Annotated in this window: 20 protein-coding genes; 12 read left to right on the forward strand and 8 right to left on the reverse strand. The window is 64.5% G+C overall.

Annotated elements, in window-relative coordinates:
- The first annotated feature begins 21 nt into the window (after positions 1-21).
- The 5 genes from AB5Y68_RS18410 (at position 22) to AB5Y68_RS18430 (ending at position 6,482) form a co-directional block, all read left to right on the forward strand.
- Positions 22-1,512, forward strand: a complete 1,491-nt coding sequence (locus AB5Y68_RS18410; protein WP_080767822.1) for a carbohydrate porin — start codon at positions 22-24, stop codon at positions 1,510-1,512.
- A 111-nt stretch (positions 1,513-1,623) separates the two neighbouring features.
- Positions 1,624-2,583, forward strand: a complete 960-nt coding sequence (locus tag AB5Y68_RS18415; protein WP_080769918.1) for an aminoimidazole riboside kinase — start codon at positions 1,624-1,626, stop codon at positions 2,581-2,583.
- Between the two features lie 81 nt (positions 2,584-2,664).
- Complete coding sequence (locus tag AB5Y68_RS18420; protein ID WP_039039232.1) at positions 2,665-4,029, forward strand: sucrose-specific PTS transporter subunit IIBC; 1,365 nt, start codon at positions 2,665-2,667, stop codon at positions 4,027-4,029.
- Positions 4,029-5,444, forward strand: a complete 1,416-nt coding sequence (locus AB5Y68_RS18425) for a sucrose-6-phosphate hydrolase (protein WP_039039231.1) — start codon at positions 4,029-4,031, stop codon at positions 5,442-5,444. The genes AB5Y68_RS18420 and AB5Y68_RS18425 overlap by 1 nt, the downstream gene beginning before the upstream one ends.
- 27 nt (positions 5,445-5,471) lie before the next feature.
- Positions 5,472-6,482, forward strand: a complete 1,011-nt coding sequence (locus tag AB5Y68_RS18430; protein ID WP_039039230.1) for a LacI family DNA-binding transcriptional regulator — start codon at positions 5,472-5,474, stop codon at positions 6,480-6,482.
- A 78-nt stretch (positions 6,483-6,560) separates the two neighbouring features.
- Here the strand turns inward: AB5Y68_RS18430 and AB5Y68_RS18435 are convergent, their stop codons facing one another.
- The 4 genes from AB5Y68_RS18435 to AB5Y68_RS18450 all read right to left on the reverse strand — a co-directional run bounded on the left by AB5Y68_RS18435 (position 6,561) and on the right by AB5Y68_RS18450 (position 9,730).
- A complete protein-coding gene (locus tag AB5Y68_RS18435; protein ID WP_039039229.1) occupies positions 6,561-7,289 on the reverse strand; it encodes an MgtC/SapB family protein in 729 nt (242 codons plus the stop codon).
- 182 nt (positions 7,290-7,471) lie between these two features.
- Complete coding sequence (locus AB5Y68_RS18440) at positions 7,472-7,849, reverse strand: hypothetical protein (protein WP_368207455.1); 378 nt, start codon at positions 7,847-7,849, stop codon at positions 7,472-7,474.
- Positions 7,850-8,220: 371 nt separating this feature from the next.
- Positions 8,221-9,492 (reverse strand): NAD(P)/FAD-dependent oxidoreductase, encoded by a 1,272-nt coding sequence (locus AB5Y68_RS18445; protein ID WP_039039227.1) that lies wholly within the window; start codon positions 9,490-9,492, stop codon positions 8,221-8,223.
- 52 nt (positions 9,493-9,544) lie between these two features.
- Positions 9,545-9,730 (reverse strand): DUF2892 domain-containing protein, encoded by a 186-nt coding sequence (locus AB5Y68_RS18450; protein ID WP_039039226.1) that lies wholly within the window; start codon positions 9,728-9,730, stop codon positions 9,545-9,547.
- Positions 9,731-9,817: 87 nt separating this feature from the next.
- Between AB5Y68_RS18450 and AB5Y68_RS18455 the strand changes: the two genes are divergently transcribed.
- Genes AB5Y68_RS18455 through AB5Y68_RS18475 form a run of 5 tightly spaced genes read left to right on the forward strand, consistent with a single transcriptional unit; the run spans position 9,818 to position 15,212 of the window.
- A complete protein-coding gene (locus AB5Y68_RS18455) occupies positions 9,818-10,132 on the forward strand; it encodes a helix-turn-helix transcriptional regulator (RefSeq protein WP_039039225.1) in 315 nt (104 codons plus the stop codon).
- Positions 10,129-10,542, forward strand: coding sequence for a YeeE/YedE family protein (locus AB5Y68_RS18460; RefSeq protein ID WP_039039224.1), 414 nt, complete (start codon positions 10,129-10,131; stop codon positions 10,540-10,542). The genes AB5Y68_RS18455 and AB5Y68_RS18460 overlap by 4 nt, the downstream gene beginning before the upstream one ends.
- A 13-nt stretch (positions 10,543-10,555) precedes the next feature.
- The gene (locus tag AB5Y68_RS18465; RefSeq protein ID WP_039039223.1) at positions 10,556-11,002 is read left to right on the forward strand and encodes a YeeE/YedE family protein; all 447 of its coding nucleotides are present in this window, start codon (positions 10,556-10,558) and stop codon (positions 11,000-11,002) included.
- A gap of 39 nt (positions 11,003-11,041) precedes the next feature.
- Complete coding sequence (locus tag AB5Y68_RS18470; protein ID WP_039039222.1) at positions 11,042-12,061, forward strand: efflux RND transporter periplasmic adaptor subunit; 1,020 nt, start codon at positions 11,042-11,044, stop codon at positions 12,059-12,061.
- Entirely contained in the window at positions 12,054-15,212 is a 3,159-nt protein-coding gene (locus tag AB5Y68_RS18475; RefSeq protein WP_039039221.1) for an efflux RND transporter permease subunit, read from the forward strand. The genes AB5Y68_RS18470 and AB5Y68_RS18475 overlap by 8 nt, the downstream gene beginning before the upstream one ends.
- Positions 15,213-15,245: 33 nt before the next feature.
- On the opposite strand, the gene AB5Y68_RS18480 is transcribed toward AB5Y68_RS18475, so the two are convergent.
- Positions 15,246-17,633 (reverse strand): diguanylate cyclase, encoded by a 2,388-nt coding sequence (locus tag AB5Y68_RS18480; protein WP_368207457.1) that lies wholly within the window; start codon positions 17,631-17,633, stop codon positions 15,246-15,248.
- Positions 17,634-18,101: 468 nt separating this feature from the next.
- On the opposite strand from AB5Y68_RS18480, the gene AB5Y68_RS18485 reads away from it, so the two are divergent.
- Both AB5Y68_RS18485 and AB5Y68_RS18490 read left to right on the forward strand, forming a co-directional pair.
- Positions 18,102-19,115, forward strand: coding sequence for a lipoate--protein ligase (locus AB5Y68_RS18485; RefSeq protein WP_039039219.1), 1,014 nt, complete (start codon positions 18,102-18,104; stop codon positions 19,113-19,115).
- Positions 19,116-19,291: 176 nt separating this feature from the next.
- Complete coding sequence (locus tag AB5Y68_RS18490; RefSeq protein WP_039039218.1) at positions 19,292-20,986, forward strand: pyridoxal-dependent decarboxylase; 1,695 nt, start codon at positions 19,292-19,294, stop codon at positions 20,984-20,986.
- A 74-nt stretch (positions 20,987-21,060) separates the two neighbouring features.
- On the opposite strand, the gene AB5Y68_RS18495 is transcribed toward AB5Y68_RS18490, so the two are convergent.
- The 3 genes from AB5Y68_RS18495 to AB5Y68_RS18505 are packed head-to-tail and all read right to left on the reverse strand — an operon-like array spanning position 21,061 to position 26,106.
- A complete protein-coding gene (locus AB5Y68_RS18495) occupies positions 21,061-21,423 on the reverse strand; it encodes a copper-binding protein (protein WP_039039217.1) in 363 nt (120 codons plus the stop codon).
- 46 nt (positions 21,424-21,469) lie between these two features.
- Positions 21,470-24,592 carry an efflux RND transporter permease subunit gene (locus AB5Y68_RS18500; protein WP_039039216.1) on the reverse strand — a complete coding sequence of 1,041 codons (3,123 nt, stop codon included), beginning with the start codon at positions 24,590-24,592 and terminating at the stop codon, positions 21,470-21,472.
- On the reverse strand, positions 24,589-26,106 hold the full coding sequence (locus AB5Y68_RS18505) for an efflux RND transporter periplasmic adaptor subunit (RefSeq protein ID WP_039039215.1): 1,518 nt from the start codon (positions 26,104-26,106) through the stop codon (positions 24,589-24,591). The genes AB5Y68_RS18500 and AB5Y68_RS18505 overlap by 4 nt, the downstream gene beginning before the upstream one ends.
- Between the last annotated feature and the right edge of the window lie 76 nt (positions 26,107-26,182).

Consider the following 26,182-nt stretch of genomic DNA (forward strand, 5'->3'; position numbering starts at 1 on the left):
GACAGAAGACAGGTGAGGACGATGACGATGTTCAAGAGCAAGTTGGCGCTGGCCGTGGCGCTGGGATTGGGAATGAGCAGCCCGCTGTGGGCGGCGGATGGTGGTATCGAGGCTCGTCTGGCGGCGCTGGAGGCGCGGGTGCAGGCAGCCGAGGCGCGCGCCACCGCTGCCGAAGCGCGGGCCGATGAGGCCCAGAGCAAGGCGAGCGAAGCCCGCGAGACCGCCGCCGTGGCCAAGGCCCAGAGCGAGAAGGTGGACAAGCAGACTGCCGGTGCCCAGGGCTTCGAGTTCCACGGCTATGCCCGCTCGGGCCTGCTGGTGAACGGCAACGGCAACGGTGGCCGCGGCGGCCCCTACATCACCCCGGCCGGCTCGGTGGGCGGCGCCGTGGGTCGCCTTGGCAACGAGGATGACACCTACATGGAGGCCAACCTGCTGAAGACCCAGACCTTCGATGATGGCAGCTGGGCCCGCTACAAGCTGATGCTGGCGGACGGGGTGGAGACCAGCAACGACTGGACCGCCAGCGATTCCAGCCTCAACACCCGCCAGGTGTTTGCCGAAATCGGCGATCTGGCGAGCTTCAGCGGTCCTTTCCAGCACTCGGTGCTCTGGGCGGGCAAGCGCTTTGACCGGGACAACTTCGACATCCACTGGCTCGACTCGGACGTGGTCTTCCTGGCCGGCACCGGCGGCGGCGTCTACGACGTGCAGCTGGCCGACAGCTGGAAGGCGAACTTCTCCCTCTACGGGCGCGACTACGGCGACATCAGCGCGAGCGGTCTCTCCGACATCGAGAGCTACATCCTCACCATGAACAACCGCGTTGGCAACTGGCAGTGGATGCTCAACGGCCTCTCCGCCAAGGACAACGAGGCGCGCATCAACGACGGCGGCGCGGGCAGCGAAGCGGCGAACAAGGGTGCCCACACCCTGGTGGCCTACCACGCCGACAGCTTCTTTGGCATCAACCCCGGTTTCTCCAAGGCGGCGGTGCTCTATGGCCACGGTCTGGGTGCCGAGCTCAAGGGGCTGGGCTCCGACAGCGAGCTGCTGCCGGATGCCGATGCGGTGCGGGTCGCCGTGTTTGGCGCCACCGATCTTGCGCCCCGCTGGCGTGTCGCCCCGGCCCTGCTGGCCGAGCACAGCCAGGATCGTTACGTGAAAGGGGACGAGTACCGCTGGGTGACCCTCAATGGCCGCCTGGCCCAGGTGCTGAGCCAGAACGTCGAGCTGGTCTACGAGGCGACCTGGCAGTACATGGACCTCGATCCCAAGGGCTACAAGGGTCGTCAGGCGGTGAGCGGCGATTTCACCAAGCTCACCTTCGCGCCGACCTTCAAGGCGCAGACCGCCGGCTTCTTCGAGCGGCCCGAGCTTCGGGTGTTCGCCACCTGGATGGACTGGTCCTCCGAGCTCGACAACTACGCCAGCTCCGATGCCATGGGCCAGAGCAACTTCACCGCCGGGGGCGAGTGGAACTTTGGCGTGCAGATGGAAACCTGGTTCTAGTTCGTTATCCCGATCACAAAAATGGCAGGCGACCCCGGGATCTGTTGGTTAGCTAAAACGGTTTAGCTGATAATGCGGACCCAGAACCCGGGGCTGACCCCGGCAAATCCTGTGCAGCAGTGGAGTAGCAACAAGGTGACGAATCGTGTGTGGGTAATGGGGGATGCGGTAGTGGACTTGATCCCGGAAGGGGAGCAGCACTACCTCAAGTGTCCGGGTGGCGCACCGGCCAACGTGGCGGTGGGCGTTGCCCGGCTCGGCGGGGAGTCGGCCTTCATTGGCCGGGTTGGCGCGGATCCCTTCGGCCGCTTCATGGGGAAGACCCTGGCCAGGGAGGGGGTCGACATTCGCCACCTGATCCTGGATCCGGCCCATCGCACCAGCACGGTGCTGGTGGATCTCGATGAGGCGGGGGAGCGTAGCTTCACCTTCATGGTGCGCCCGAGCGCCGATCAGTTCCTGAGCCCCGCCGATCTGCCGGTCTTCCAGGCCGGGCAGTGGCTGCTGACCTGCTCCATTGCGCTCGCCAACGAGCCGGTGCGCAGCAGTTGCCTGCAAGCCATGGCGACCATCCGGGCCGTCGGGGGGCGGGTCTGCTTCGACCCCAACCTGAGGCCAGAGGTGTGGGGCAACCCTGCCGAGATGCTGCCCGTGGTGCGCGAGGCCATGGCCCTTGCAGACGTGGTCAAGCTCTCGGTGGAGGAGCTGCAACTGCTGAGCGGTCTGGACGATATGGCGGCGGGGCTTGCCACTCTTTCAGGCCCGGCACTGGTGCTGGTGACACGGGGGGCGGGGGGCGTGGTGGCCCGTCTGGGTGGCGAGTTGCTGGAGTGGGTGGGGCCCAAAGTGACGCCACTCGATACCACGGGGGCGGGGGACGCCTTCGTCGCCGGGCTGCTGGCGGCCTTGGCCGAACGGACCTCGCTGCCGACGCAGGCCGAGCTGCCCGCCATTCTGGCCCAGGCCCACGGCTGCGGGGCGCTCGCCACCACCGCCAAGGGGGCGATGACGGCACTGCCCACCCGCACCCGGCTGGATGAATTTTTGCGATCAGGCGCAGACGGCTGTTGATCCGCGGCTAGAACCGCGGGTCGACAGACCCTACTCTCATGTGACATGGGCCTGCCGACGGCGGGCCATAAGAGGAAGAATATGAATATCAGTGCGATAGCCCAGGATCTGGTGCCCCTGCTCGGGGGCAAGGAGAACATCGTCAGCGCCGCCCACTGCGCCACCCGGCTGCGGTTGGTGCTGGCGGACGACAGCAAGGTGAACAAGGCCGCCATCGACAAGCTGGAGGGGGTCAAGGGGTGCTTCAGCAACGCCGGCCAGATCCAGGTCATTTTCGGCACCGGCCTGGTCAACAAGGTCTATGCGGAGTTCGTCACCCTGACCGGGACCGGCACCGCCAGCAAGACGGAGCTGACCGACATGGCGACGGCCAAGCTCAACGTGGCCCAGCGTCTGGCGCGGACCCTCTCCAACATCTTCGTGCCCATCATTCCGGCCATCGTCGCCTCCGGCCTGCTGATGGGGCTGCTCGGCATGGTGCGCACCTACGGCTGGGTCAACGCCGACAGCGCCCTGTTCGTCATGCTCGACATGTTCAGCTCGGCAGCCTTCATCATCCTGCCGATCCTCATCGGTTTTACGGCGGCGCGCGAATTCGGCGGCAACCCCTATCTGGGGGCGACGCTGGGCGGCATTCTCACCCACCCGGCCCTGACCAACGCCTGGGGCGTGGCCGGGGGCTTCAAGACCATGGACTTCTTCGGCCTGGATGTCGCCATGATCGGCTACCAGGGCACCGTCTTCCCGGTGCTCCTGGCGGTCTGGTTCATGTCCCACCTGGAGAAGCAGCTGCGCAAGCGCATCCCTGACGCCCTGGATCTCATCCTCACCCCGTTTTTGACCGTCATCATCACCGGCTTCGTGGCGCTGCTCTTCATCGGCCCCGCCGGGCGGGTGCTGGGGGATGGCATCTCGTTCGGTCTGAGCGCCCTCTATGAGCAGGCGGGCTGGCTGGCGGGTCTGGTGTTTGGCGGGACTTATTCCCTTATCGTCATCACCGGCATCCACCACAGCTTCCACGCCATCGAGGCGGGCCTGCTGGCCAACCCTGCCATCGGCGTCAACTTCCTGCTGCCCATCTGGGCCATGGCCAACGTGGCCCAGGGCGGGGCTTGCCTCGCGGTCTACTTCAAGACCCGGGACGTGAAGATCAAGGCCATCACGGTGCCGGCGGCCATGTCCTGCCTGCTCGGCATCACCGAGGCGGCGATCTTCGGGGTCAACCTGCGCTACATCAAGCCCTTCCTGGCCGGTCTGTTCGGCGGGGCCTGCGGCGGCGCCTACGTGGTGGCGGCCAAGGTCGGCATGACGGCGGTGGGCCTGACCGGCATCCCGGGCATGGCCATCGTCCAGCCCATGAGTCTCATCCACTACGTCATCGGTCTGGTGATCGCCTTTGGCGCCGCTTTCGTCGCCTCCTACCTGCTCAAGTACAAGGTGGAGTGATGAAGGAAAGCCATCTCCTGAACCAGGTTGTCCGGTCCCTGCTGGCCGGACAGCTCAAGGCGGCGGCCGATCCCCATCGGCCCCGCTGGCATCTGGCAGCCCCGGTGGGGCTGCTCAACGATCCCAACGGCTTCATCGAGCACGACGGGCGCTACCATCTTTTCTACCAGTGGAACCCGCTCGGTTGCGAGCACCGCAACAAGGGCTGGGGGCACGTCACCTCCACCGATCTGCTGCACTGGCAGCACGAGCCGGTGGCGCTGCTGCCCACCGAGGCCTATGAGAGCCACGGCTGCTATTCGGGCTCGGCGGTGAGCGACGAGCAGGGGCGTCTGACCCTTATCTACACCGGCAACGTCAAATACCCGGACGGCAGCCGCACCGCCTACCAGTGTCTGGCCCGCGTCGACGGTGAGGGGGGCTTTGCCAAGCTGGGCCCTGTGCTGGACCTGCCCGCAGGCTACAGCGGCCATGTGCGCGACCCCAAGGTGTGGCACGACGGTCGGCAGTGGCTGATGGTGCTGGGGGCCCGTACCCTGGACGATCGGGGTGAGGTGCTGCTCTATGGCGGTGACACTCTGGATGCCTGGACTCTGGTGGGGCCCATCGCCGGCAGCGGGCGCGGCGGTCTCGGGGAGTTTGGCTACATGTGGGAGTGTCCGGATCTCTTCCCCCTGGGAGATCGCCATGTGCTGATCAGCTGCCCCCAGGGGATTGCCCCGCAGGGAGAGGATTATCGCAACCTCTACCAGTGCGGCTGGCTGGCGGGTGACTTCGATGGGACGCATTTCGCCCACGGGTCCTTCCACGAGCTGGACCGGGGATTCGAGTTCTATGCCCCCCAGACTACCCAGGATAGCCAGGGGCGGCGCCTGCTGTTCGGCTGGCTGGGCTTGCCGGAGGAGAACGAGATGAGCCAGCCCACTCTCGAGCACGGCTGGATCCACCAGATGAGCTGCCCGCGGGAGCTGTTCTGGCAGGATGAGTGGCTCTGCCAGCGGCCGGTGGCAGAGCTGGGCGCCCTGAAAGGGGAGCAGACCCGCTTCGAGGGGGCGCCGGGTGAGCTGCCTGCCCTGGCCATCGACTCGGCCTGGCTCGATCTGGCGCTGTGCGGTGAAGGGCGCCTCGGGTTCGGGGCCGTGGTCGAGCTGGTGTGGCAGCCGGGGCGTCTTGTCCTGCGGCGCCAGAACTGGCAGAGCGGGGAGTGGGAGGAGCGAAGCGCCCCCTGGCTTGGGGGCAAGATCACCGTCTTGTGTGACCGCTCCAGCCTGGAGTGCTTCGTGGATGGCGGTCGCCAGAGCTTGTCGACCCGTTACTTCCCCGGCGAAAACCCAGTACTTTCCGCACGTTGCGGTGGTGATGGCAGCAAAATTTGCCTCGATCACTGGCCGCTGGCGACCTGCCTAGTACAATAGCCCGGTCTCAGTGTGCCGGGAGGTCAGGTGGAGAAGAAGAAACGGATCACGATTGCCCAGATAGCCACGCTTGCGGGGGTCTCCAAGGCCACCGCCAGCCTGGTGCTCAATGGCAAGAGTGCGGAATACCGCATCGCCGACGATACCCGCAAGCGGATCCAGGCGGTGGCGGACGAGTGCCATTATCAGCCGAGCATCCATGCCCGCTCCCTGCGGGAGGTGCGCAGCTACACCTGGGGGCTGGTGATCCCCGACCTCACCAACTTCGGCTTCGCCAGCATCGCCCGTGCCCTGGAGGCCCGCTGTCGGGAGGCGGGCCTCCAGCTGCTCATCGCCTGCTCCGAGGATGACCCCACCCTGGAGCAGCGGGTGGTGGACAACCTCATCAGTCGCCAGGTGGATGGCCTCATCGTCGCCTCCAGCGGCCACAGTGACGACATCTATGCCCGCATCCACGACCGCTTGCCAGTGGTGCAGCTCGACCGCCACATCGGTGAGTCGCGCCTGCCCATGGTGATCTCCGATGCCTGCAAGGCCACCGCCGAGCTGGTGCAGGATATGGCCGAGGATTGCGGGGAGGAGATCTACTACTTCGGCGGTCTGCTGGATCTCTCCCCCAGCCGCCACCGGCTGGCGGGTTACGAGCTCGGGTTGCACCGGGCCGGGCTGGAGGCCACTTCAGACCGGGTCCGCCACCGTGACTACCAGCCGAGCTCGGGCTATCAGCTGATGTCTGAGCTGGTGGACGAACTCGGGGCGCCGCCCAAGGGGCTTTTTACCGCCTCTTTCACCCTGCTGGAGGGGGTGCTGCGCTATCTCAACGAGGCAGAACTGATGGAGACCGGCATGCGCCTGTGTACGTTCGACGATCACGATCTGCTCGACTGCATCCCCATGCGCATCGATTCTGTGGCCCAGGATTGCCCGGCCCTGGCCCGGGCCGCCTTCGAGATGATGCAGCAACTCATCGCGGGCAATCCCCCTGCCCAGACCGCCCAGGTCATCAACCCCAGGGTGCGCTGGCGCAGCCGCCGCTAGGCACACGGCTTCCCTTTCCTGTGAAAAAGCCCCGCCGGATCCGGCGGGGCTTTTTCTGCTGCGTCTGGTATGAGGGCGTCAATCGGTGATGCTGGCCCGCCAGAAGATCTGCTTGATGTGAGGGTGCTCCCCGAGCGTGTTCATCAGGGCATCGAGCTTGGTGCCATCGATGGCGGTGGCGAGCAGCGCCGCCGAGATCTCGAGATCCTGATCGCCGAAGGGGGTGATGTCGAGCTCGCTCAGGGGGTAGTGGGCCTGTTCCAGCATCTGCTCGAGCCAGGGCAGTACCTCCTTCTGGTGAGCGCGGCCGATGAGAGCGGTCACGTGATAGGTCACTTCGGTGTCCATGTTGTCCACCGGGTCACGGTTTATCTGGTTGACCAGGGGGCGCAGCAGGGTGTTGGCGGCCAGCACGAAGAGGGCGCCGAGGATGGCCTCCAGGGCGAACCCGGCGCCGCAGGCGGCCCCGACCGCGGCCACGCCCCACAGGGTGGCCGCTGTGTTGATGCCCCGGATGTTGCCGGATTCCCGCATGATGACGCCGGCGCCGAGAAAACCGATGCCGGAGACGATGTAGGCCACCACGTGGACGACCCCGTAACTGCCACCATGCAGGTCATAGATGCGTTGGGCCAGGTTGACGAACAGGGCCGCCCCCACGGCAACCAGCACGTTGGTGCGAAGGCCGGCGGTGCGCTGGCGGTACTGGCGCTCCAGGCCGACCAGGCTGCCCAGCACGAAGGCGAGCAGCAGGCTGGACAGGGTGTCGAGCAGGGCGAGAAAATCGAGTTGTTGCCACATTCTCATGAAGGGTCTCCTTCTGGGGATGCCGACCAGCCTTCGCCCCCGGGTTGCGTGAGAGACGGGGGGCAAGGTCGACATCGTGGTGAATGCAAGGGCGCGACCCGCCTCCTGACGGGGCGGGATGGCGCAGAACAGGGAAGAGGGCCTTCACGGTTGCCCGGGAAGGACCTCGCCTCGTTCGAGGGTCAATGGCTGGTGGTGGCGTCGTCCCCGGCGCGGGGGCGCAGTTCCCAGCGTACCGGGTGGACAGCCCCGACCTGGTGGATGAACTGCACCAGGTAGCAGCGCTGGGGCGGCGTGCAGTAGAGGCTCAGCACCAGCACGCGGCCTTCACCGCGCCCGGGCTGCATGGACTGCAGAGGACTGAGTCCGGCCGGTTGCAGGGTGTGGCTCACCGCCGCCAGCACCTGCTCCATGTCGGCTCTGTCTTCGCAGCGGATGTGCAGCCGATAGAGGTGCTGACGCCGTCTGCCACGTTGCCAGAGTGGTCGCAGGCCCCGTCCCAGTCTGCTCAGCAGGGAAGGGGATTTGTCAGCGACAGGGTTGTTTGAAATCAAGCGCATAGCAGCCTCCTTTTGGGAAGCAGAAACTATGCAGGCAAGGTGTCGTGGGATGAGTCCGCGTCACCTGACGTCAAGTGTGAAAAGCGGGGAAAAGAGGGATCCACTTCTCGCAGGGTGGCGAGTCGCGGCAGAGAAAAACCTGCGGCTAGCTCGCGACCAGGGTGCCGACGACGAGGGTCGGCGTGCGTCTGTCACTTGATGAGTTGCCCACCGATGGTCTCCGCTAGTGATAAAGAGGCGACATGGTAGCCGATACGGCGGCCTGGGTAAACCCCGAGCCCTTGATAGCAACATATTGAAACATAATAAAAAAGAGATGAAAGCGCCGGTAAAGGGAGCGCTATTCCCTTCACCGGCGGGCCCTTGGGGGGTTACCGGGTCTTGTCGATGCCCAGGTATTTGAGCATCAGTTTTTCATAGATGGGTTCGGTGTCGCCCACTTGCATCTTGTGCAGGAAATACTTCTCGAACGCTATCTTGGCCAGGTGGACCCACTTCCCTTTCTTGAACCAGGCGACGTTGCGCGGCGGGATCTGCGGCATGGCCACGAAGGCGGCCCCTGTGTCCCCCATGTCCGCCAGACAGATGGCATTCCACACCGCCCGGGTGACCGGGGGCTGGCCGTCCAGCTCCGCCTTGATGTTGTGGCTTAAGGTGCGCACCATGGCCTCGATCATGTAGCCGGTCTTGGGCACCCCGGTCGGGACCGGCGTCTTGTGCTGGGGCGGGATGGCGATGCAGACCCCGGCGGCGTAAATCTGCGGGAAGACAGGGTTGCGCTGGTGTTCGTCGACGATGACGAACCCGCGGGGATTGACCAGCCCCTCGAGGCCCCGCAGGGGGCTGATGCCGGCGAAGGCGGGCAGCATCATGGCATGCTTATAGGGGAGGCTGTGGGTGCGCTTGACGTTGCCATCTTCATCCAGCTCCTCCACCGTCATCACCCCATCCCTGGCCGCCACGGTGCGGGCATTGCAGATCCATTGCATGTCGCGCATGCGCAGCTCGCTCTCCAGCATGCCCTTGGAATCCCCCACGCCGTTGAGGCCGAGGTGACCGATGTAGGGTTCGCTGGTGACGAAGGTCATGGGCACGTCCTTTCTCACCTTCTTGTCGCGCAGGTGGCGATCGAGGATGAAGGCGTATTCGTAGGCCGGGCCGAAGCAGGAGGCGCCGGGCATGGCACCGACGATCACCGGACCCGGTTCGTCGAGCAGCCCGTTGACACTGTGCAGGCACTCCTCTGCGTGGGAGAGGGTGCAGACGCTGGCGGTGCCGCCCGCCGTCGGGCCTGCTCCCTGCACCTCTTCAAAGGCGAGTGCGGGGCCGGTGCAGAGCACCAGAAAGTCGTAGTGCAGGTGCTGGCCATCGGAGAGGCGGATCTGCTGTTCGAGGGGTTGCAACCCGGTCAGGGCGGCGTGGATGAAGCGGATCCCCTTCTTCTTCACATGAGGCTCTATGGGGAGGGAGATATCCTTGCGCTCTCGCCACCGGACCGCAATCCACGGGTTCGAAGGGTTGAATTCAAAGTCGGGTTTGTCGTTCACCAGGATGACGTCGTGCTGCTTGCCGAGTTCGGCCTTGAGCTCGTAGGCGGCCGACATGCCCCCCAACCCTGCCCCGATGATGATGATGGTTGCCATAATGAGCCTCCGCTCTATTACACGGCTCCTGTGAGCCAATATGTCCGCCTGCCTACTTGAGCCCCATTCGCCTGAGCACGGCGGCGGCGGGACAGAACCCGGTGAACGCGCTCTGGATCAGGTTGACCCCGACAAAGACGCTCAACCAGACAAAGCCCGGGTGGACCCAGGCCGTGAGCAGCAGCGACAGCAGCAACATGCCACCCGCGACCACTCTGACTCCGTTATCGACGGTCATTTCTCGTCTCCTCTTTTGTTTAGTGATTGCTAATTTAGTGTTGTTTTATACAATGGAACAAATATCAGCAATTGCTAATTTAATCTTATGAGCCACTTCGACGAGATGAACCGACATGCGACTGCCGCCGCCGGCCTGCTCAAGGCGCTGGCTCATCCCGAACGCCTGATGGTGCTCTGCCAGCTGGTGGAAGGGGAGAAGGGGGTCGGGGAGCTGCTGGCCCACAGCCAGCTCGGGCAGTCGGCCTTCTCCCAGCAACTGTCGGTATTGAAGCGCCAGGGCCTTATCCGTTCGCGCAAAGTCTCCCAGCAGATCTACTACTCCCTGGTGAGCGAGGCGGCAGCCGATGTGCTGGCGGCGCTGCAAACCCATTTTTGTCACTCAGATGAGGAAATTCGATGATGGAAAGCCAATGGCTGCTCTCGTTGGGGGGCGGCATGCTGGCGGGGCTCTCGGCCCTGATCCTGATGTTGTTCAACGGCCGGGTGGCCGGGATCAGCGGCATTCTGGCCGGTGCAATGCAGTACAAGACCCCCTGGCGGTTGCTGTTTCTGCTGGGATTGGGACTGGGGGCCTGGCTGGCGCTGACCCTGGGTTGGGCCACCATGCCCGCCTTTGATGCCTTGCCCGGCTGGCCCGTGGTGCTGCTGGCCGGCCTGCTGGTGGGCATCGGCACCCGTCTTGGCAATGGCTGCACCAGCGGTCACGGCATCTGCGGCATGGGGCGGCTGTCGACGCGCTCCGTGGTGGCGACGCTCACCTTTATGGGGATGGGTGTGGCGACCGTGTTCTTTACTCACCACATGTTTTGACGGGTTGATTGCCATGAAATTGCTGACAAGTGTGTTTGCGGGTCTGTTGTTCGGGCTGGGAATGGCCCTCTCCGGGATGATGGATCCGGCGCGGGTCACCGGGTTTCTCGATCTGGCCGGTGCCTGGGATCCCAGTCTGGCCTTCGTGATGGGGGGGGCCCTGGCTGTCTTCATGCCGGGCTACTTCCTGCTGGTGAAGCCCCGTCGTCTGAGCCTGCTGGGGGAACCCATGGCCCGGGTTCCCGCTCCCGTGCTGGATCGCCGCCTGATTGGCGGGGCCGCACTGTTCGGGATCGGTTGGGGCCTGGTCGGCATCTGTCCAGGGCCTGCCTTGAGTCTCATTTCCAGCGGACAGCCCATGATATTGTTGTTCATCGGGGCCATGGCGGCCGGGATCCTGCTGGTGGACAAGGTCTGGAACAGGGTGCTGGAGAAGGCTCGCCAGCACCGTATTGCCTGAGTTTTCAAGGTGCCCATGAGCCAGGGAAGGAGAATCATGATGAACACAATCCGGTTGCTGGTGACCACCCTGCTGGTCATGACATCCACCCTGGTGGCGGCCGAGGAGGCCAAGGGGCCGCTGACGCTGACCCCGCAGCGCGTCACCGACTGGCTCACCCTGAGCGGTACCGTGAGCGCCATTCATCAGGGGACGGTCGCGGCCCAGACCAGTGGCCGCGTCTCCCGCATGCTGGTGGATGTGAACGACGAGGTACAGGCCGGGCAGCCCCTGCTCGAGATAAGCGGCAAGGAGCAGTCTGCCGCCGTGACCGGCGCCGAGGCGCGGGTGGCCAGGGCCCAGGCCCAGCAGGTGGAGGCCGAGCGCCAGCTCACCCGTTATCAGGCCCTCATCGCCAAGGGGGTGATCACCCGGGCCCAGCTCGACAACGCCCAGGCAACGGATCGGGCCGCCCGCGCCGAGGTCAATGCCGCCGAGGCCGCCCTCATCCAGGCCCGGGAAGCCTACGGCTATACCCGTATCCTCGCCCCCTACGCCGGGGTGGTGACCAGGCGGCTGGTGGAGCTGGGGGAGACGGTGGCCCCCGGTACGCCGCTGCTATCCGGTTTCTCCCTGGGCGAGCTGAGGGTGGAGCTGGAGCTGCCCCAGTCCGCGCTGGCTCTCGCCGGCCAGCCGTCGGATGTGCAGGTGCTGCTGCCCGGTGGCAAGGCCGTGACTCCCGTCAAGCTGACCCGCTTCAACTACGCCGACAGCCAGAGCCACAGTTTCCGGTTGCGCCTCGATCTGCCGCCGAACACGGCAGGGGTGCTGCCCGGCATGTGGCTCAAGGTGCAGATCAAACAGGGTGAGCGTCAGGTGTTGCAAGTGCCGGAGCCCGCCCTGCTGCGGCAGGGGGAGTTCAACGGCGTCTACCTCAAAGAGGGGGAGGGCTGGGCCCTGACCCCGGTGCGGGTCGGCCACTGCGAGGCTGGGCTGTGCGAGGTCTTGGCGGGTCTCAAGGGCGGTGACACCCTGGCCCCCGATGCCTGGACCCGTCAACAGGAGGTGTCCCATGAGTAGCGAGCTGAACGGCAACCATGGCCACCTGGGGCCGGCGGGTCGGCTGGCGGCCCTGTTTCAGGGCTCGGCCATCACCCCGCTGCTGGCGCTGGTGGGGCTCTTGCTCGGCTTTTTTGCCGTGCTGGTGACCCCCAAGGAGGAGGAGCCCCAGATCGATGTCACCTTCGCCGACGTCTACATTCCCTTCCCGGGAGCCAGCCCGGCAGAGGTGGAGTCCCTCGTCACCACCCCTGCCGAGCAGGTGGTCTCCCAGATAAAGGGGATAGATACCCTCTACTCCTTCTCCCAACCCGATGGCGCCCTGCTGGTGGTGGTGTTCAAGGTAGGCGTGAGCCGGGAGCAGGCCATCGTGGATCTCAACAACCAGCTCGACTCCAACCGCGACTGGTTGCCACAGGGGATCGGAGTCGGTCAGCCACTGGTAAAACCCCGGGGGATCGATGATGTTCCCATCGTCAGTCTGACCCTCTGGAGCAAGCAGCTGGGGGCCTCCGATCTGACCTGGGTCGCCCACGAGCTGGAGACCGAACTCAAGCGCATTCCCGGTACCCGCGATATCTACACGCTGGGCAGCCAGAGCGCCGTGCTGCGGGTGATGCCGGACCCGGCGGCCCTCAGCGCCCATGGCATCAGCTGGGCCGAACTGAGCCAGCGTCTCTCTGCCGCCAACCGGGTGGGCAGCGAGCAGGCCGTGGTGCAGGATAACCGGGAAATCAAGGTGCAGGTGGGGCAGTTCCTGCAAAGCGAGCAGGAGGCTAGAGAGCTGGTGGTGGGGTTGCACGACGGCAAGCCCGTCTATCTCGGTGAGGTGGCCCGGGTGGCGCTTGGGGAAGAGACCCCGGTCCAGCGCAGCTGGATGGGGCAGGGGGATCGCAGTTATCCGGCGGTGACCCTGGCCATCGGCAAGCAGCCGGGGCAGAACGCGGTGGAGGTGGCCAAGCGGGTGGAGGCACGGGTCGAGAGCCTCAGGAATCGGCTCATCCCGGCTGGCGTCGAGGTGACGGTGACCCGTGACTACGGCGTCACCGCCGAGACTAAATCCAACACCCTCATCGGCAAGCTCATTTTTGCCACCACGGCGGTGGTATTGCTGGTGCTGGTGAGCATGGGGTGGCGCGAGGCGCTGGTGGTGGGAGTCGCCATCGTCATCACCCTGGCACTGACCCTGTTTGCCTCATGGGCGTGGGGCTTTACCCTCAACCGGGTGTCCCTCTTTGCCCTTATCTTCTCCATCGGCATCCTGGTGGATGACGCCATCGTCGTGGTGGAGAACATCCACCGTCATCGCGGCCTGGGCAAGGGGTCGCTCAAGGATCTCATTCCGGGCGCGGTGGACGAGGTGGGGGGGCCGACCATTCTGGCGACCCTGACCGTCATCGCGGCCCTGCTGCCCATGGCCTTCGTCAGCGGCCTGATGGGCCCCTACATGAGCCCCATCCCCATCAATGCGAGCATGGGGATGCTCATCTCCCTGCTGGTGGCTTTTATCTTCTCTCCCTGGCTGGCCAATCACCTGCTCAAGCGCGAGGGGCATGTCGCCCACGGGGAGGCCAAGGCCGGGCTCTTTCACCGGCTGATGACCCCCTTTCTGATGGGGGCGGGTGCCAAAAGAGCGAGACACAAGCTCTGGCTGGCCATCCTGCTGCTGGTGGCGGGGGCGGCCGCCATGCCCATGGTGCAGTGGGTAGTGCTCAAGATGCTCCCCTTCGACAACAAGTCGGAATTCCAGCTGGTGCTCGACATGCCGGAGGGGGCGACCCTGGAGCAGACCGAGCGCACCCTGCTGGCGGTGGGTCGGGAGCTTGCCAGGGTGCCCGAGGTGAAGGATTACCAGATCTACGCCGGCACCGCCGCCCCCATCAACTTCAACGGGCTGGTGCGCCACTACTTCATCCGCAGCGGCGCCAACGTGGGTGATATTCAGGTCAATCTGGTGGACAAGCATGAACGGGATCGCAGCAGTCACGAGATTGCCCGGTCGGTGCGTGCGCCCTTGCAGGCCATCGCCAGTGCGGCAGGGGGCAACCTCAAGGTGGTGGAGGTGCCCCCGGGACCGCCTGTCTGGTCGCCCATTGTCGCGGAAGTGTATGGCCCGACGCAGGCCGCCCGTGAAGCCGCTGCCCGCGCCGTACAGGCCCGCTTTGTGGCCACGGCGGATCTGGTGGACGTGGACATCTATCTGACCGACCCCCAGCCCAAGTGGCGGCTGGTGGTGGATCGCGCCCAGGCGGCCCTGCTCGGGGTCGATCTCGGGGATCTGGTGGCGACCCTCAACGGGGGCGTGGGTTATCAGGATGCCAGCTGGCTGCAAGGGCAAGGCGCCAAGTATCCGGTGCCGATCCGCATCGAGCTCGCCCCCGGTGACAAGCGGGATCTGACCGGCATCCTGGCTCTAAAGGTGCGCAGCCAGAGCGGCCAGCTGGTGCGGGTCTCCGAGCTGGTGAGCCGTCGTGACGAGGTCGCCCCCAGCTACCTCATGCACAAGAACATGCAGCCCATGGTGATGGTGGTGGCGGACATGGGCGGCCATGCCGACAGCCCGCTCTACGGCATGTTTGCCGCCGGTGCCGACATCTCGCTGCCACAGTATTACGTGCATCAGCCCGACAAGCTGGGGGAGGTGGCGCTGTTGTGGGACGGGGAGTGGAAGATAACCTACGAGACCTTCCGCGACATGGGGCTGGCCTACGGGGTGGGGATGATCCTCATCTACCTGCTGGTGGTGGCCCAGTTCCGCTCCTATCTGGTGCCGCTCATCATCATGGCCCCCATTCCGCTCACCCTCATCGGGGTGATGCCGGGTCACGCCCTGCTGGGGGCCCAGTTCACCGCCACCTCGATGATCGGGATGATTGCGCTGGCCGGGATCATCGTGCGCAACAGCATCCTGCTGGTGGATTTCATCGAGCAGCAGCGGGCGAGTGGCATGGCGTTCGAGCAGGCGGTGATCGAGGCGGCGCAGGTGCGAGCCAAACCCATCATGCTGACGGCGCTGGCGGCCATGATAGGGGCGCTTTTCATCCTGGATGACCCCATCTTCAATGGCCTCGCCATCAGCCTGATCTTCGGGATCCTGGTCTCCACCCTGCTCACCCTGGTGGTGATCCCGCTGCTCTACTACAGCCTGCTCGTTCGCCGAAGTCAGAGGTAAACACAGGGGGCACGTGCCCCCTGTTTTCTGGCATCACACCGCCTCGCGGGCATCGCAGGTTTTCATCAGAGGGAAATAACGGCGATCCGCCTGGCTCATGTGGCCCACGACCAGCTCCTGGATGATGAAGTTGAGCAGGGCGTCGTTGCCAAGGGTGCCCGCCTGTGCGGCCGCCATCAGCTGACCGGCTTTTTTCAGCAGATGCTGGTGCTCCTGGCGATGGGCCGCCAGCTCCTCATAGCCATATTGCGCGAGGACCTGCTCTTCGAGGAGGAAGTGCTGGCGCGCCATCTCGAATATCTGCGCCATGTCTGCCAGCAAGGCATCGGGATGGATGCCGGGATCCTGCATGTGCTCGAGCAAGCGGTTGGCCAGCAGGTAGAGCTGGCGGTGGTCCGCATCGATGCGGGGGTGGCCGCATGCGTGGGCGGGCTGCCATTGCAGGGTGCCGGGGAGGGGATCCTGCCCGGTGGAAAACAGGCAGACCCTGCCCCGGCCATGGTGCTTGGCTTGATACATGGCCTGATCGGCGTGGTGCATCAGGGTCTTGGGGTCGGCGCCGTGATCCGGATAGAGGGCGACCCCTATGCTGCCGGAGATGCGCAGCGCCTGCTGCTCAAGCTGGAAGGGGTGATGCAGGCAGTGGTGCAGCTTGTCGGCGACCGCGAGGGCCGAGGCATCCGTATCGGGCAGCATGATGACGAATTCGTCCCCCCCAAGGCGTGCCACCAGATCTTCTTCCCTGACGCACTCCCCCATGCGCTCGGCCACCAGCTTGAGCAGCAGGTCGCCGGTTTCGTGGCCGAAGGTGTCATTGATGGGCTTGAAGTGGTCGAGATCGATGAAGACCAGGGCCAGGGGCTGCTGGGGAGCCTGCTCCAGGGTCTCCTTGAGCCGCTGTTGCAGCAGGCGGCGGTTGGCCAGGCCGGTGAGGGGGTCATAGAAGGCGAGGCGGCGCATCATCTCCTCCCGGGCCGAACGTTCGGTGACATCCCGGGTCACCCCCAAAATGGCGTCCGGTCTTGTGCTGGCGCTGCCATGCAAGGTAGTGACCGTCTCGATGGCCACCAGATGACCCTGCTTGTGGCGCAGCTGGGAGTGGATGACGCACCGGGTCTGCCCATGATCCCCCCGTTGCCAGGCCTCGAGGGAGGCGGTGATGCCATCGCGAAGCTGTTTCCAGGACTCATCGGGGAGCAGCTGGCGCAGGGAGAGGGCAAAGAGTTCGGCGGGCTCATAGCCGCTCAGGGACGCGATGGCGGGGCTGATGTAACGAAAACGCAGGCTGTCGGTGTCCATGGTCCAGATCACGTCGCCGCTGTTCTCCGCCACGAAACGGTAGTGCTGCTCGCGCTGGGCCAGTTCCCGGGTGAGCCGCTGTCGGTCACTGGCCTCTTCCCGCAGACGCAGATAGAGGTGCAGGAAGACGCCGAGCAGGGCCAGCAGGGAGAAGGAGATCAGCATGGCGATGGCCACGCTCCTGTCGAGCAGTTGGCGCTGCTGGCGAAGGCTCGCCTGGGTACTGTTGTAGAGGAAGGGGGTGAGGTTGGGCACCGCCTTGATCATCCCGGCCTCCTGGTAGGTGCGGGCGATCTGCTGCCAGCGATCCTGCTGCATGTAACCGGGCTCGATGATGTCGGGCTGCATCAGGGCCCGGGTTTCACGGGCCTCGAAGGCGAGCGCCTCGCGCCCGGCCCCGCTGGGGTAGTGCTCCAGGATCAGGTTGATCATCTCCTCGGGATGATCCATGGCATAGCGCCACCCCTTGAGGCTGGCCTGCAAGAAGCGCTGGACCCGCTCCTGCTGGTTGATGACCTCATTTTCCGAGGTGAAGAGGTTGTCTCCGTAGAAGTCGTACCCGATGTCGCGGGGACTGAACACCCGGTAGGGAATGCCCTGTTGCTGCAGGGTGAAGGGCTCGGTTGTGCTGTAGGCGCTGATGGCGTCCGCCTGGCCCCTCAGCAGTGCCTGGACCCCCCGCTCGTAGGGCAGGGTATCCCACTGCCGGCTGCGGGTGTAGCGATGCAGGTAGGTGAGCAGCTCGTTGGAGCCGGGTTCGAGCATCAGCCGCTTGTTGGCCAGATCGCCCGGGGTCTGGATATCCGGCCGCTCCAGGGTGATGAGCATCAGGGGGGAGTGCTGCAACATGGCGGCGAGCACCACCACTGGGCGGCCAGCTGCCCGGGCCAGCAGCAGATCGCTGCCGCGGATGCCAAACTGGGCGCGACCCGTGGTGACTTCATTGATGACGTCGGTGCCCGGCCCCGCCTCCCGCAGGGTGACCTGCAGGCCGACCTCCTGGTAGAACCCCTTGGCGATGGCGGCGTAGTAACCGGCAAACTGGAACTGGTGCTGCCAGGGAAGTTGCAGGATGACGCGCTCATCCGCCCTGAGGGGAGCCGTGGTGAGGGTGGCAATCATCACCCAGAAGGGCAGAAGCCAGCGTACAGGCTGGTGAGATGCATCTGACTCCGTTATGCCGCTGTTCTCTCGGGAGGTGCTCTTCTGGCTAGAGTCAAACAATTTCCTGCCATTCGCAAGGGGAGCAGGCCCCAATAAGATGGGGCGCGGGAGGCAGTAAAAGTCATTTTTGTGTCATTCATCACGTCAATGGGCGTCACGGCTCATTTTGAAACCTTGTCAACCCGTCACCGGCCCGGTGACAAGGGCATAAGGTGTTATTCCAAGAGGGGTGGCTGCCGCCTCTCTTCTCGCCTGTTAATGACAAACTGCGTGTTTTCGGCGACTCCCTCTTGTCTTCTCCTGTCGTATCAGAAGTTGATGCTCTTGCCCCGATCGGGTGTCGACCTGTGGCGGTCGGGGGACGCCTTCCTCCGTTCAGGGTGGTATGGTAGTCATCCGTTTCCTGTTTTCCGAGAAGGTCCTGTCATGTCTTCCTTGCGCCTGCTGCTCTCCGACTCCCACGATCCCCTGTTCAACCTCGCGGTGGAGGAGTGCATCTTTCGCCAGATGGACCCGGCCCAGCGGGTGCTGTTCCTGTGGCGCAACGACAATACGGTGGTGATAGGCCGGGCCCAGAACCCCTGGAAGGAGTGCAACACCCGCCGCATGGAAGAGGACGGGGTGACCCTGGCCCGGCGCAGCAGCGGGGGTGGCGCCGTGTTCCACGACCTTGGCAACAGCTGTTTCACCTTCATGGCGGGCAAGCCCGGTTATGACAAGAGCGTCTCCACCACCATCGTCATCGATGCCCTCGCCAGACTAGGCGTGAGTGCTTTTGCCTCCGGGCGCAACGACCTGCTGGTGGCGACCCCGGACGGGGATCGCAAGGTGTCGGGTTCGGCCTACCGGGAGACCCATGATCGCGGCTTTCACCACGGTACCCTGCTGCTGGATGCCGATCTCGGCCGCCTCGCCCACTACCTCAATCCCGACCCCAAGAAGCTGGCGGCCAAGGGTATCAGCTCGGTGAGAAGCAGGGTGGCGAACCTTGGCGAGCTGCTGCCTGGCCTGGGTCATGAGCAGGTGGTGCAGGCCCTGTGCGACGCCTTCTTTACCCATCACGGTGAGGTGGTGCAGCCCGAGCATATCTCCCCCGAGCGGATGCCCGACCTGCCCGGCTTTGCCGAGATCTTTGCCCGCCAACGCAGCTGGGAGTGGAACTTCGGCCATGCTCCCGCCTTCAGCCACCTGCTGGAGGAGCGCTTCCCCTGGGGCGGGGTCGAGCTTCATTTCGACGTGGAGAAGGGGGTGATAGGAAGGGCACAGATCTTCAGTGACACCCTGGACCCTGCGCCCCTGGATGACCTGGCCGCACGCCTGCCTGGGGTGGCCTATCGTCCCGACGCCATCGACGAGTTGCTGCGTCAGTGGCGGGCGACGTTTTCGGCCAACCCCGAGCTGGAAGGATTCTCGGCATGGCTGCTGACCGCCCTGCGCTGACCTTGCCCATGACCAGGATCACAAGATGAACAGGGGAAAAGAGGGGAGAGGGGGCGCGGCGCCCGTCAGGGCGCCAACATGACAAAAAGTAGGGCAGACCATTAGTTATTGTCTCTGTTGATAGAGGTGTCACTGGAGTATAAAAACCGCACCTCAGCAGTATCAATGGTATAAAAATGAATCACTTGGTCTACCTGAAAGATGAGGGCGTCAACGCCGTCTCCCCCGAATTCGCCCGCCGTTTTGCCACCGTCAAAGCCCACTTCTTCTCCCGCAACCCCGATCTCTGGCCGGTCTTTCGCGAGCCCGGCTTTGCCACCCTCAACGAGTTTCGCGCCCGTGGACTGGCGCCGGATGCGCGGCTCAATGCCTGGCCCGATGGTCGCGCCCGTCTGGCGGATCTCTGCGAAACCATGCCGGTGCCCGCGCAGATGCGCACGCCGGGGGAGCCCATGGCGGAGCTGCTGTTTGCCGGCGCCTTGTCAAAGGATTGGGAGAACCCCTCCAGCGTCGAGAACGTCATTACCATGTCGGCGGATCCCGCCATCTACGGCGCCCAGATGGGCATTCTCGCCAACCCCAACCTGGTCTACTCCGAATACGCCGGGGTGGCGGAGGAGCTGGAGAAGAAGGTGGTGCGCCAGATAGCGCTGCTGGCGGGTTATGACCCAGCTCGCGCCACCGGCATCTTCACCCAGGGGGGGACGTTTTGTAACCTCTACGGCTACCTGCTCGGCATCCGCAAGAGCCTGCCCGAGGCCAAGCACAAGGGGCTAGGCCATTATCAGGACTACCGCATCATCAACTCCCAGGGCGGTCACTACTCCAACATCACCAACCTCTCCCTGCTCGGGGTGGACATCGAGAACAAGACCATCCGCATCCAGGTCGGCGAGAACAACGACATCGATCTCGACCACCTCGAGCGTACCCTGACCGCCTGCTTTGCCCTTCATCACGTGGTGCCCACCATCATGCTCACCATGGGCACCACGGACACCTTCGGGGTGGATAGGGTCAAACCCGTGGTCGAGCTGCGGGACAGGCTGTGCGAGCGGTTCGAGGTGGCGGTCAAGCCGCACATCCACGTCGACGCCGCCATCGGCTGGTCGATGATCTTCTTCCTGGACTACGACTTTGCCGCCAACCCGCTGGCCATCAATGCCGCCACCCTGGCAGGGATCGAGCGCAACGTGAGCCGCTTCGCCGAGCTCAGATACGCCGACTCCTTCACCGTCGACTTCCAGAAGTGGGGTTATGTGCCCTACACCTCCAGCCTGGTGATGATAAAAGAGCAGAGCGATCTCAAGGCGATGGAGAATGACCCGGAGAACTTCTCCTACTTCGAGCGGGACATCCAGGGTCAGACCCACCTGCAATCCACCATCGAGTGCTCCCGTGGGGCGAGCGGCCTGTTCGGTGCCTATGCGGCCCTCAACTACCTGGGGGTGGAGGGGTATCGCACCGTGCTGGCCCACTGCCTGCAAAACGCCAACTACTTCCGCTTCCGGTTAAGCCAGCTCGGCAACGTCAAGCTGGTGGCCCAGGAGAACCAGGGGCCCAGTGTCGGCTTCAAGATCTACAACCCCGAGTGGGTGCAGGACCCGGAAGCCGAATTCGCCTTCGAGCTGGCCCGCAGCCCGGATGCGGCCTACAAGGCGCGGCTGGCACGCAACACCGAGTACCACCGCAGCCTGTTCAAGGGACGCGGCAAGGTGGGGCTCTACACCAACTGGGTGGAGGCCATCGCTCACTCCGACTATGACTCTCGCGGCAAGTACTCCTATATCGCCGGGGAGAAGGCGGTCTTTATGAACCCGGCCTGCGGCCGCGAACAGATCGACGCCTTTATCGCGCATATTCGCGGTTGAAAGAGCCACATCTTGTGATGTCATAAATAAAAACGGCGGGATAATCCCGCCGTTTTTATGGCTCAAGGCAGTGGTTACCGTTTCTGGATGGCGGTCACGGTGAGCTTGCCGGCCGGGTTTTCGGCATGAAAGCGCACCGCATCCCCCACCTTCAGATCCTGGAGCAGGGCCGGATCGGCTACCCGAAAGACCATGGTCATCGCCGGCATCTTGAGGTTGTCGATCACCTCGTGCTTGATGCCGACCTTGCCGTTGGCCGCGTCGATGCGGGTGATGACCCCCTTGGTCATTGCCATCTCGCCCATCTCGTTCATGCCTTCCATCTGGCTCATCTGGCCCATGTCGTGGCCGGCATGGTTCATCATCTCCTCGGCCTGCAGGCCGGTGTGGGTAGCGAGGCCCAGCAGCAATGTCAGGGTCAGCGTCTTGTAGTTCATGGTGTTTTCCTTCAATCGTTCAGTCGAAAAGGGTTGGGAAATCGGGTCATTCGGATTGTTGATAAGCAGGCAGGTTGCGGCTGCGCCAGAGGTAATAGGCGGCGGGCAGCACCAAGAGGGTCAGACCTAAGGCGCTCACCATGCCGCCTATCATGGGGGCGGCGATGCGCTGCATCACCTCGGAGCCGGTGCCGTGGCTCCACATGATGGGCAACAGGCCTGCGATGATGGTCACCACCGTCATCATCTTGGGGCGCAGGCGCAGGGCGGCGCCGTGGATCACCGCCCGGTGCAGGCCCGCTTGGTCCGGCTTGCCGCTGGCCACGAGGTCATCCCAGGCGTGGTTGAGGTAGACCAGCATCAGGACGCCGGTCTCCACCGCCACCCCCGCCAGGGCGATAAAGCCCACCCCGACCGCCACCGAGAGGTTGAAGTCGAGCAGCCAGAGGGTCCAGATCCCGCCCACCACCGCCAGCGGCAAGGTGGTGAGAATGAGCAGCACCTCCTGGAAGCGGCGAAACGCCAGATAGAGCAGCAGCACGATGATGGCGACGGTCAATGGCACCACGTAGGCGAGGCGTGCCTTGGCCCGCTCCATGTACTCGTACTGCCCGGACCAGGTGAGGGCGTAGCCCGCCGGCAGCACCAGCTGCTTGCCCACCTCGGCCTTGGCCTGTGCCACGAAAGAGCCGATGTCGCGGCCGCGAATGTCGATGTAGACCCAGCCGTTGAGGCGCGCGTTTTCACTGCGCAGCATGGGGGCCTCGTCGCTGATGTAGACCCGTGCCACGTCCGCCAGCGCGATGCGCGCCCCGCTCGGTGTCACCACCGGCAGCAGCTCGAGGCTGGCTACCGAGTCGCGATAGCTCTGGGGATAGCGCAGGTTGATGGGGTAGCGCTCGCGCCCCTCGATGGTCTGGCCCACCTCCATGCCGCCCACCGCGGTGGCGAGCACCGCCAGCACGTCGGCGATATTGAGGCCGTAGCGGGCCGCTTTCAGTCGGTCGATGTCCACCTTCACATAGCGGCCACCGGCCACCCGCTCGGCGTAGACCGATGAGGCGCCCTCCACCTTGCCGACGATCTGTTCCAGCTGCTGGCCGAGCTGCTGTATCACCTTGAGATCGGGCCCCGCAATCTTGATGCCCACCGGGGTCTTGATGCCGGTGGCCAGCATGTCGATGCGGGTCTTGATGGGGGGCACCCAGGCGTTGGTGAGGCCGGGGAAGTGGATGAGGGAGTCGAGCTCTTCTTTGAGCTTCTCCGGGGTCATGCCGGGGCGCCACTGATCGCGGGGCTTGAGCTGGATGCTGGTCTCCATCATCACCAGATCGGCTGGGTCGGTGGCCGATTCGGCGCGGCCTGCCTTGCCGAACACGTTCTGCACCTCGGGCACGGTGCGAATGAGCTTGTCGGTCTGCTGCAAAATCTCCCGCGCCTTGCCCACCGAGATATTTGCTGCTGTGGTGGGCATGTACATGATGTCCCCCTCGTCCAGCGGCGGTATGAACTCGGAGCCGAGGTACTTGAGAGGCCAGAAGCCCGCCACCGTCACCACGGCGGCGATGGCCAGAGTGGTTTTCGGACGGGCCAAGACGGCTTTCAGCAGCGGCACATAGCCCTGGCTCAGCCAGCGGTTGAGGGGGTTGGCCTGCTCCGCCAGCACCTTGCCACGGATGAAGTAACCCATGATCACCGGCACCAGGGTGATGGCGAGCCCGGCCGCCGCCGCCATGGCGTAGGTCTTGGTGTAGGCGAGGGGGTGGAACATCCGCCCCTCCTGCGCCTCCAGCGCGAACACCGGCAGGAAGCTGATGGTGATGATCAGCAGGGAGAAGAAGATGGCGGGCCCCACCTCTATGCTCGCCTCGGTGATGATGCGCCAGCGGTTCTTGTCGGTGAGCGCCTCCCGCTCCATATGTTTGTGGACGTTCTCGATCATCACGATGGCGCCATCCACCATGGCGCCGATGGCGATGGCGATGCCCCCCAGCGACATGATGTTGGCGTTGATCCCCTGCAGGTGCATCACGATAAAGGCGGTCAGGATGGCGATGGGCAAGGAGATGACCACCACCAGGGATGAACGCAAGTGGAACAGGAAGGCGAGACAGACCAGCACCACCACCGCGAACTCCTCCACCAGCTTGCCGGAGAGGTTGTCGATGGCGCGCTGGATAAGGTCGGATCGATCGTAGACGGTGACCACCTCCACCCCCTCTGGCAGGCTGCTTTTCAGCTCCGCCAGCCGCGCCTTGACCCCGTCGATGGTGTGCTGGGCATTCTCGCCGTAACGCATGACGATGATGCCGCCCACCACTTCCCCTTCACCGTTGAGCTCGGCCAGGCCGCGCCGGCTCTGGGGGCCGGTGACCACATCCGCCACGTCGCCCAGCAGCAGTGGGGCGCCGCGTACATTGGTACCGAGCGGGATCTGCTTCAGATCCTCGACGCTTTTCAGATAGCCATTGGAGCGCACCATGTACTCCGCTTCCGCCATCTCGATGACGGAGGCGCCGGTTTCCTGATTGCCCTGCTTGATGGCGGTCTCGATTAGGGAGAGCGGAATGCCGTAGGCGCGCAGCTTGTCCGGGTCGACCCGCACCTGATACTGGCGCACCATGCCGCCCACGGTGGCGACCTCGGAGACCCCGTCCACCGTCTGCAGCTCGTACTTGAGGAACCAGTTCTGCAGGGAGGTGAGCTCGCTGAGATCATGTTTGCCGGTTCTGTCCACCAGGGCGTACTGATAGACCCAGCCCACCCCGGTTGCATCGGGGCCGAGCTGGGGACGGGCGGAGGCGGGCAGATTGGGCGCGACCTGGCTCAGGTACTCCAGCACCCGGGCGCGGGCCCAGTAGAGGTCGGTGTTGTCGTCAAACAGCACATAGACGAAGGAGTCGCCGAAGAAGGAGTAGCCGCGCACCGTGGTGGCCCCCGGCACCGCCAGCATGGCGGTGGTGAGCGGGTAGGTCACCTGATCCTCCACCACCTGGGGTGCCTGGCCCGGATAGGCCGTCTTGATGATCACCTGCACGTCGGAGAGATCCGGCAGGGCGTCTACCGGGGTCTGTTTGACCGACCAGAGCCCCCAGGCGGTGAGCATGAGGGTCAATAGCAGCACCAGAAAGCGGTTGCCGATGGACCAGCGAATAATCGACGGGATCATGATTTGGCTCCCATATCGTGCTGGCTATGGTCCATGCCTTCCATCTTGCCCATCTCATCCGTTGCGGGCTTGGTGGCATCGCCGTTGGCCGGCGCTTGCTCCTGATGGATGGTGGTGATGCGGTACTCATCCCCCTCCTGCATCACTTGCAGATGCAGGGTCTGCCCTTCGGTGAGCTTGCTCATATCGACCCCGTCGGCCACGGTGAACTCCATCTCCATGGCGGGCCACTGCCACTCGGGGATGGGCTGGTGGGTGACCATCAGGGTGCGGTTGGCCAGATCGATGCTTTCAACTTCGCCCTGAGTCCACACCTGGGCGGGGCGCACCGCCGTCATGCGCTGGAAGTCGGAATCGATGGCCGATTCGGAGTCGAGCAGGAACTGGGCCGAGCTGACGATGCTGTCCCCCGCTTCAACTCCCTCCCGGATGGCAACCTTGTCGCCAAACTGGGGGCCCAGAGTGACGGCCACCGATTTGAAGCTGCCATCCCCCAGCGCCAGCACCAGCCTGTCCTGGCTGCCGGTGCGGATCACCGCTTCGCTCGGCACCACCAATTGCGGCTCTCCCTTACCCGCCTGAATGGTCACCTTGGCGAACATATTGGGTTTCAAAAACTCGTCCGGGTTGGCGAAGCGCAGCCGCACCTTGAGGGTGCGGGTGGTGGCATCCAGGGTCGGGTAGAGGTAATCCACCTTACCTTGCCAACTGCGACCGGGGGCATAGTCGAGGGTCATGGTGACCGGATCCCCCACTTTCAGCTGGGCGGCCTGACGTTCGAACACCTCGGCACTTACCCACACCTGCTGGAGGGTGCTGATGTTAAAGAGCGCTGCGGCAGGCTCCACATACTGGCCTTCGCGCACCTTCAGCTCGGAGACATAGCCGCTGCTGGGGGCATAGATGCGCACCGTCTCCTGTACCTGGCGGCTGCGCTTGAGGGCCGCAATCTGATCCGCCGGCACCTGCAGAGATTTGAGCTTGCCCTCGGCGGCGCGCAGCAGCAGGGGGTTGGCGGTGTTGAGAGCCAGCAGATACTCGTGTTGGGCGTTGACCAGATCCGGGGCGTAGAGCTCGTAAATCAGGCTCCCCTTGCTCACCTGCTGCCCCTCGCTCTTGATGGCGAGGGTGCGGATCCAGCCCGCCATGCGGGCGTTGACCGCCTCCAGCCTGTCCTCGTCGTAACCGACGTAGCCCACCGTTTCGATCTGCTGGTGGATGGGCAGCTTCTCCACCTTGGCGAGCCGCACCCCCAGGTTCTGCTGGATCTCGGGGCTGATGGTGACAGTGCCCGGTGAGCCGCCCTGTTTTTCCTCATAGACGGGGATGAAGTCCATCCCCATGTTGTCCTTGGCGGGGGCATCGCGCTTGTCGCGGGGATCCATGGGGTTGACCCAGTAGAGCGGCGTCTTCTCCTTGGCAGCGGAGCCAGCAGTGGTCTGTTTGGCGGCCCAGTAGCCGCCACCGGCGCCGAGGGCCAGCAGCAGGGCGGACATCAACAGTGTCTTGTTCATGACAAGCCTCCGGCGCGAGTCTGCATGCAGAAAGTGCAGGAGGATAAGGTGCCCGCGAAGGCAGCAACCTTGGACG

The organism is Aeromonas sp. R6-1 (assembly GCF_040908165.1).
In the GTDB taxonomy this organism is placed as follows: Bacteria; Pseudomonadota; Gammaproteobacteria; order Enterobacterales; family Aeromonadaceae; genus Aeromonas; species Aeromonas caviae.

What these genes read in the sequence shown, in the direction of transcription:
- AB5Y68_RS18500 (WP_039039216.1), bottom strand. Translation starts at nt 24,592, where the DNA reads ATGATCCCGTCGATTATTCGCTGGTCCATCGGCAACCGCTTTCTGGTG.
- AB5Y68_RS18485 (WP_039039219.1), top strand. Translation starts at nt 18,102, where the DNA reads ATGTCTTCCTTGCGCCTGCTGCTCTCCGACTCCCACGATCCCCTGTTC.
- AB5Y68_RS18425 (WP_039039231.1), top strand. Translation starts at nt 4,029, where the DNA reads ATGAAGGAAAGCCATCTCCTGAACCAGGTTGTCCGGTCCCTGCTGGCC.
- AB5Y68_RS18435 (WP_039039229.1), bottom strand. Translation starts at nt 7,289, where the DNA reads ATGAGAATGTGGCAACAACTCGATTTTCTCGCCCTGCTCGACACCCTG.
- AB5Y68_RS18455 (WP_039039225.1), top strand. Translation starts at nt 9,818, where the DNA reads ATGAGCCACTTCGACGAGATGAACCGACATGCGACTGCCGCCGCCGGC.
- AB5Y68_RS18460 (WP_039039224.1), top strand. Translation starts at nt 10,129, where the DNA reads ATGATGGAAAGCCAATGGCTGCTCTCGTTGGGGGGCGGCATGCTGGCG.
- AB5Y68_RS18410 (WP_080767822.1), top strand. Translation starts at nt 22, where the DNA reads ATGACGATGTTCAAGAGCAAGTTGGCGCTGGCCGTGGCGCTGGGATTG.
- AB5Y68_RS18470 (WP_039039222.1), top strand. Translation starts at nt 11,042, where the DNA reads ATGAACACAATCCGGTTGCTGGTGACCACCCTGCTGGTCATGACATCC.
- AB5Y68_RS18480 (WP_368207457.1), bottom strand. Translation starts at nt 17,633, where the DNA reads ATGATTGCCACCCTCACCACGGCTCCCCTCAGGGCGGATGAGCGCGTC.
- AB5Y68_RS18490 (WP_039039218.1), top strand. Translation starts at nt 19,292, where the DNA reads ATGAATCACTTGGTCTACCTGAAAGATGAGGGCGTCAACGCCGTCTCC.
- AB5Y68_RS18450 (WP_039039226.1), bottom strand. Translation starts at nt 9,730, where the DNA reads ATGACCGTCGATAACGGAGTCAGAGTGGTCGCGGGTGGCATGTTGCTG.
- AB5Y68_RS18475 (WP_039039221.1), top strand. Translation starts at nt 12,054, where the DNA reads ATGAGTAGCGAGCTGAACGGCAACCATGGCCACCTGGGGCCGGCGGGT.
- AB5Y68_RS18495 (WP_039039217.1), bottom strand. Translation starts at nt 21,423, where the DNA reads ATGAACTACAAGACGCTGACCCTGACATTGCTGCTGGGCCTCGCTACC.
- AB5Y68_RS18445 (WP_039039227.1), bottom strand. Translation starts at nt 9,492, where the DNA reads ATGGCAACCATCATCATCATCGGGGCAGGGTTGGGGGGCATGTCGGCC.
- AB5Y68_RS18440 (WP_368207455.1), bottom strand. Translation starts at nt 7,849, where the DNA reads ATGCGCTTGATTTCAAACAACCCTGTCGCTGACAAATCCCCTTCCCTG.
- AB5Y68_RS18505 (WP_039039215.1), bottom strand. Translation starts at nt 26,106, where the DNA reads ATGAACAAGACACTGTTGATGTCCGCCCTGCTGCTGGCCCTCGGCGCC.
- AB5Y68_RS18420 (WP_039039232.1), top strand. Translation starts at nt 2,665, where the DNA reads ATGAATATCAGTGCGATAGCCCAGGATCTGGTGCCCCTGCTCGGGGGC.
- AB5Y68_RS18465 (WP_039039223.1), top strand. Translation starts at nt 10,556, where the DNA reads ATGAAATTGCTGACAAGTGTGTTTGCGGGTCTGTTGTTCGGGCTGGGA.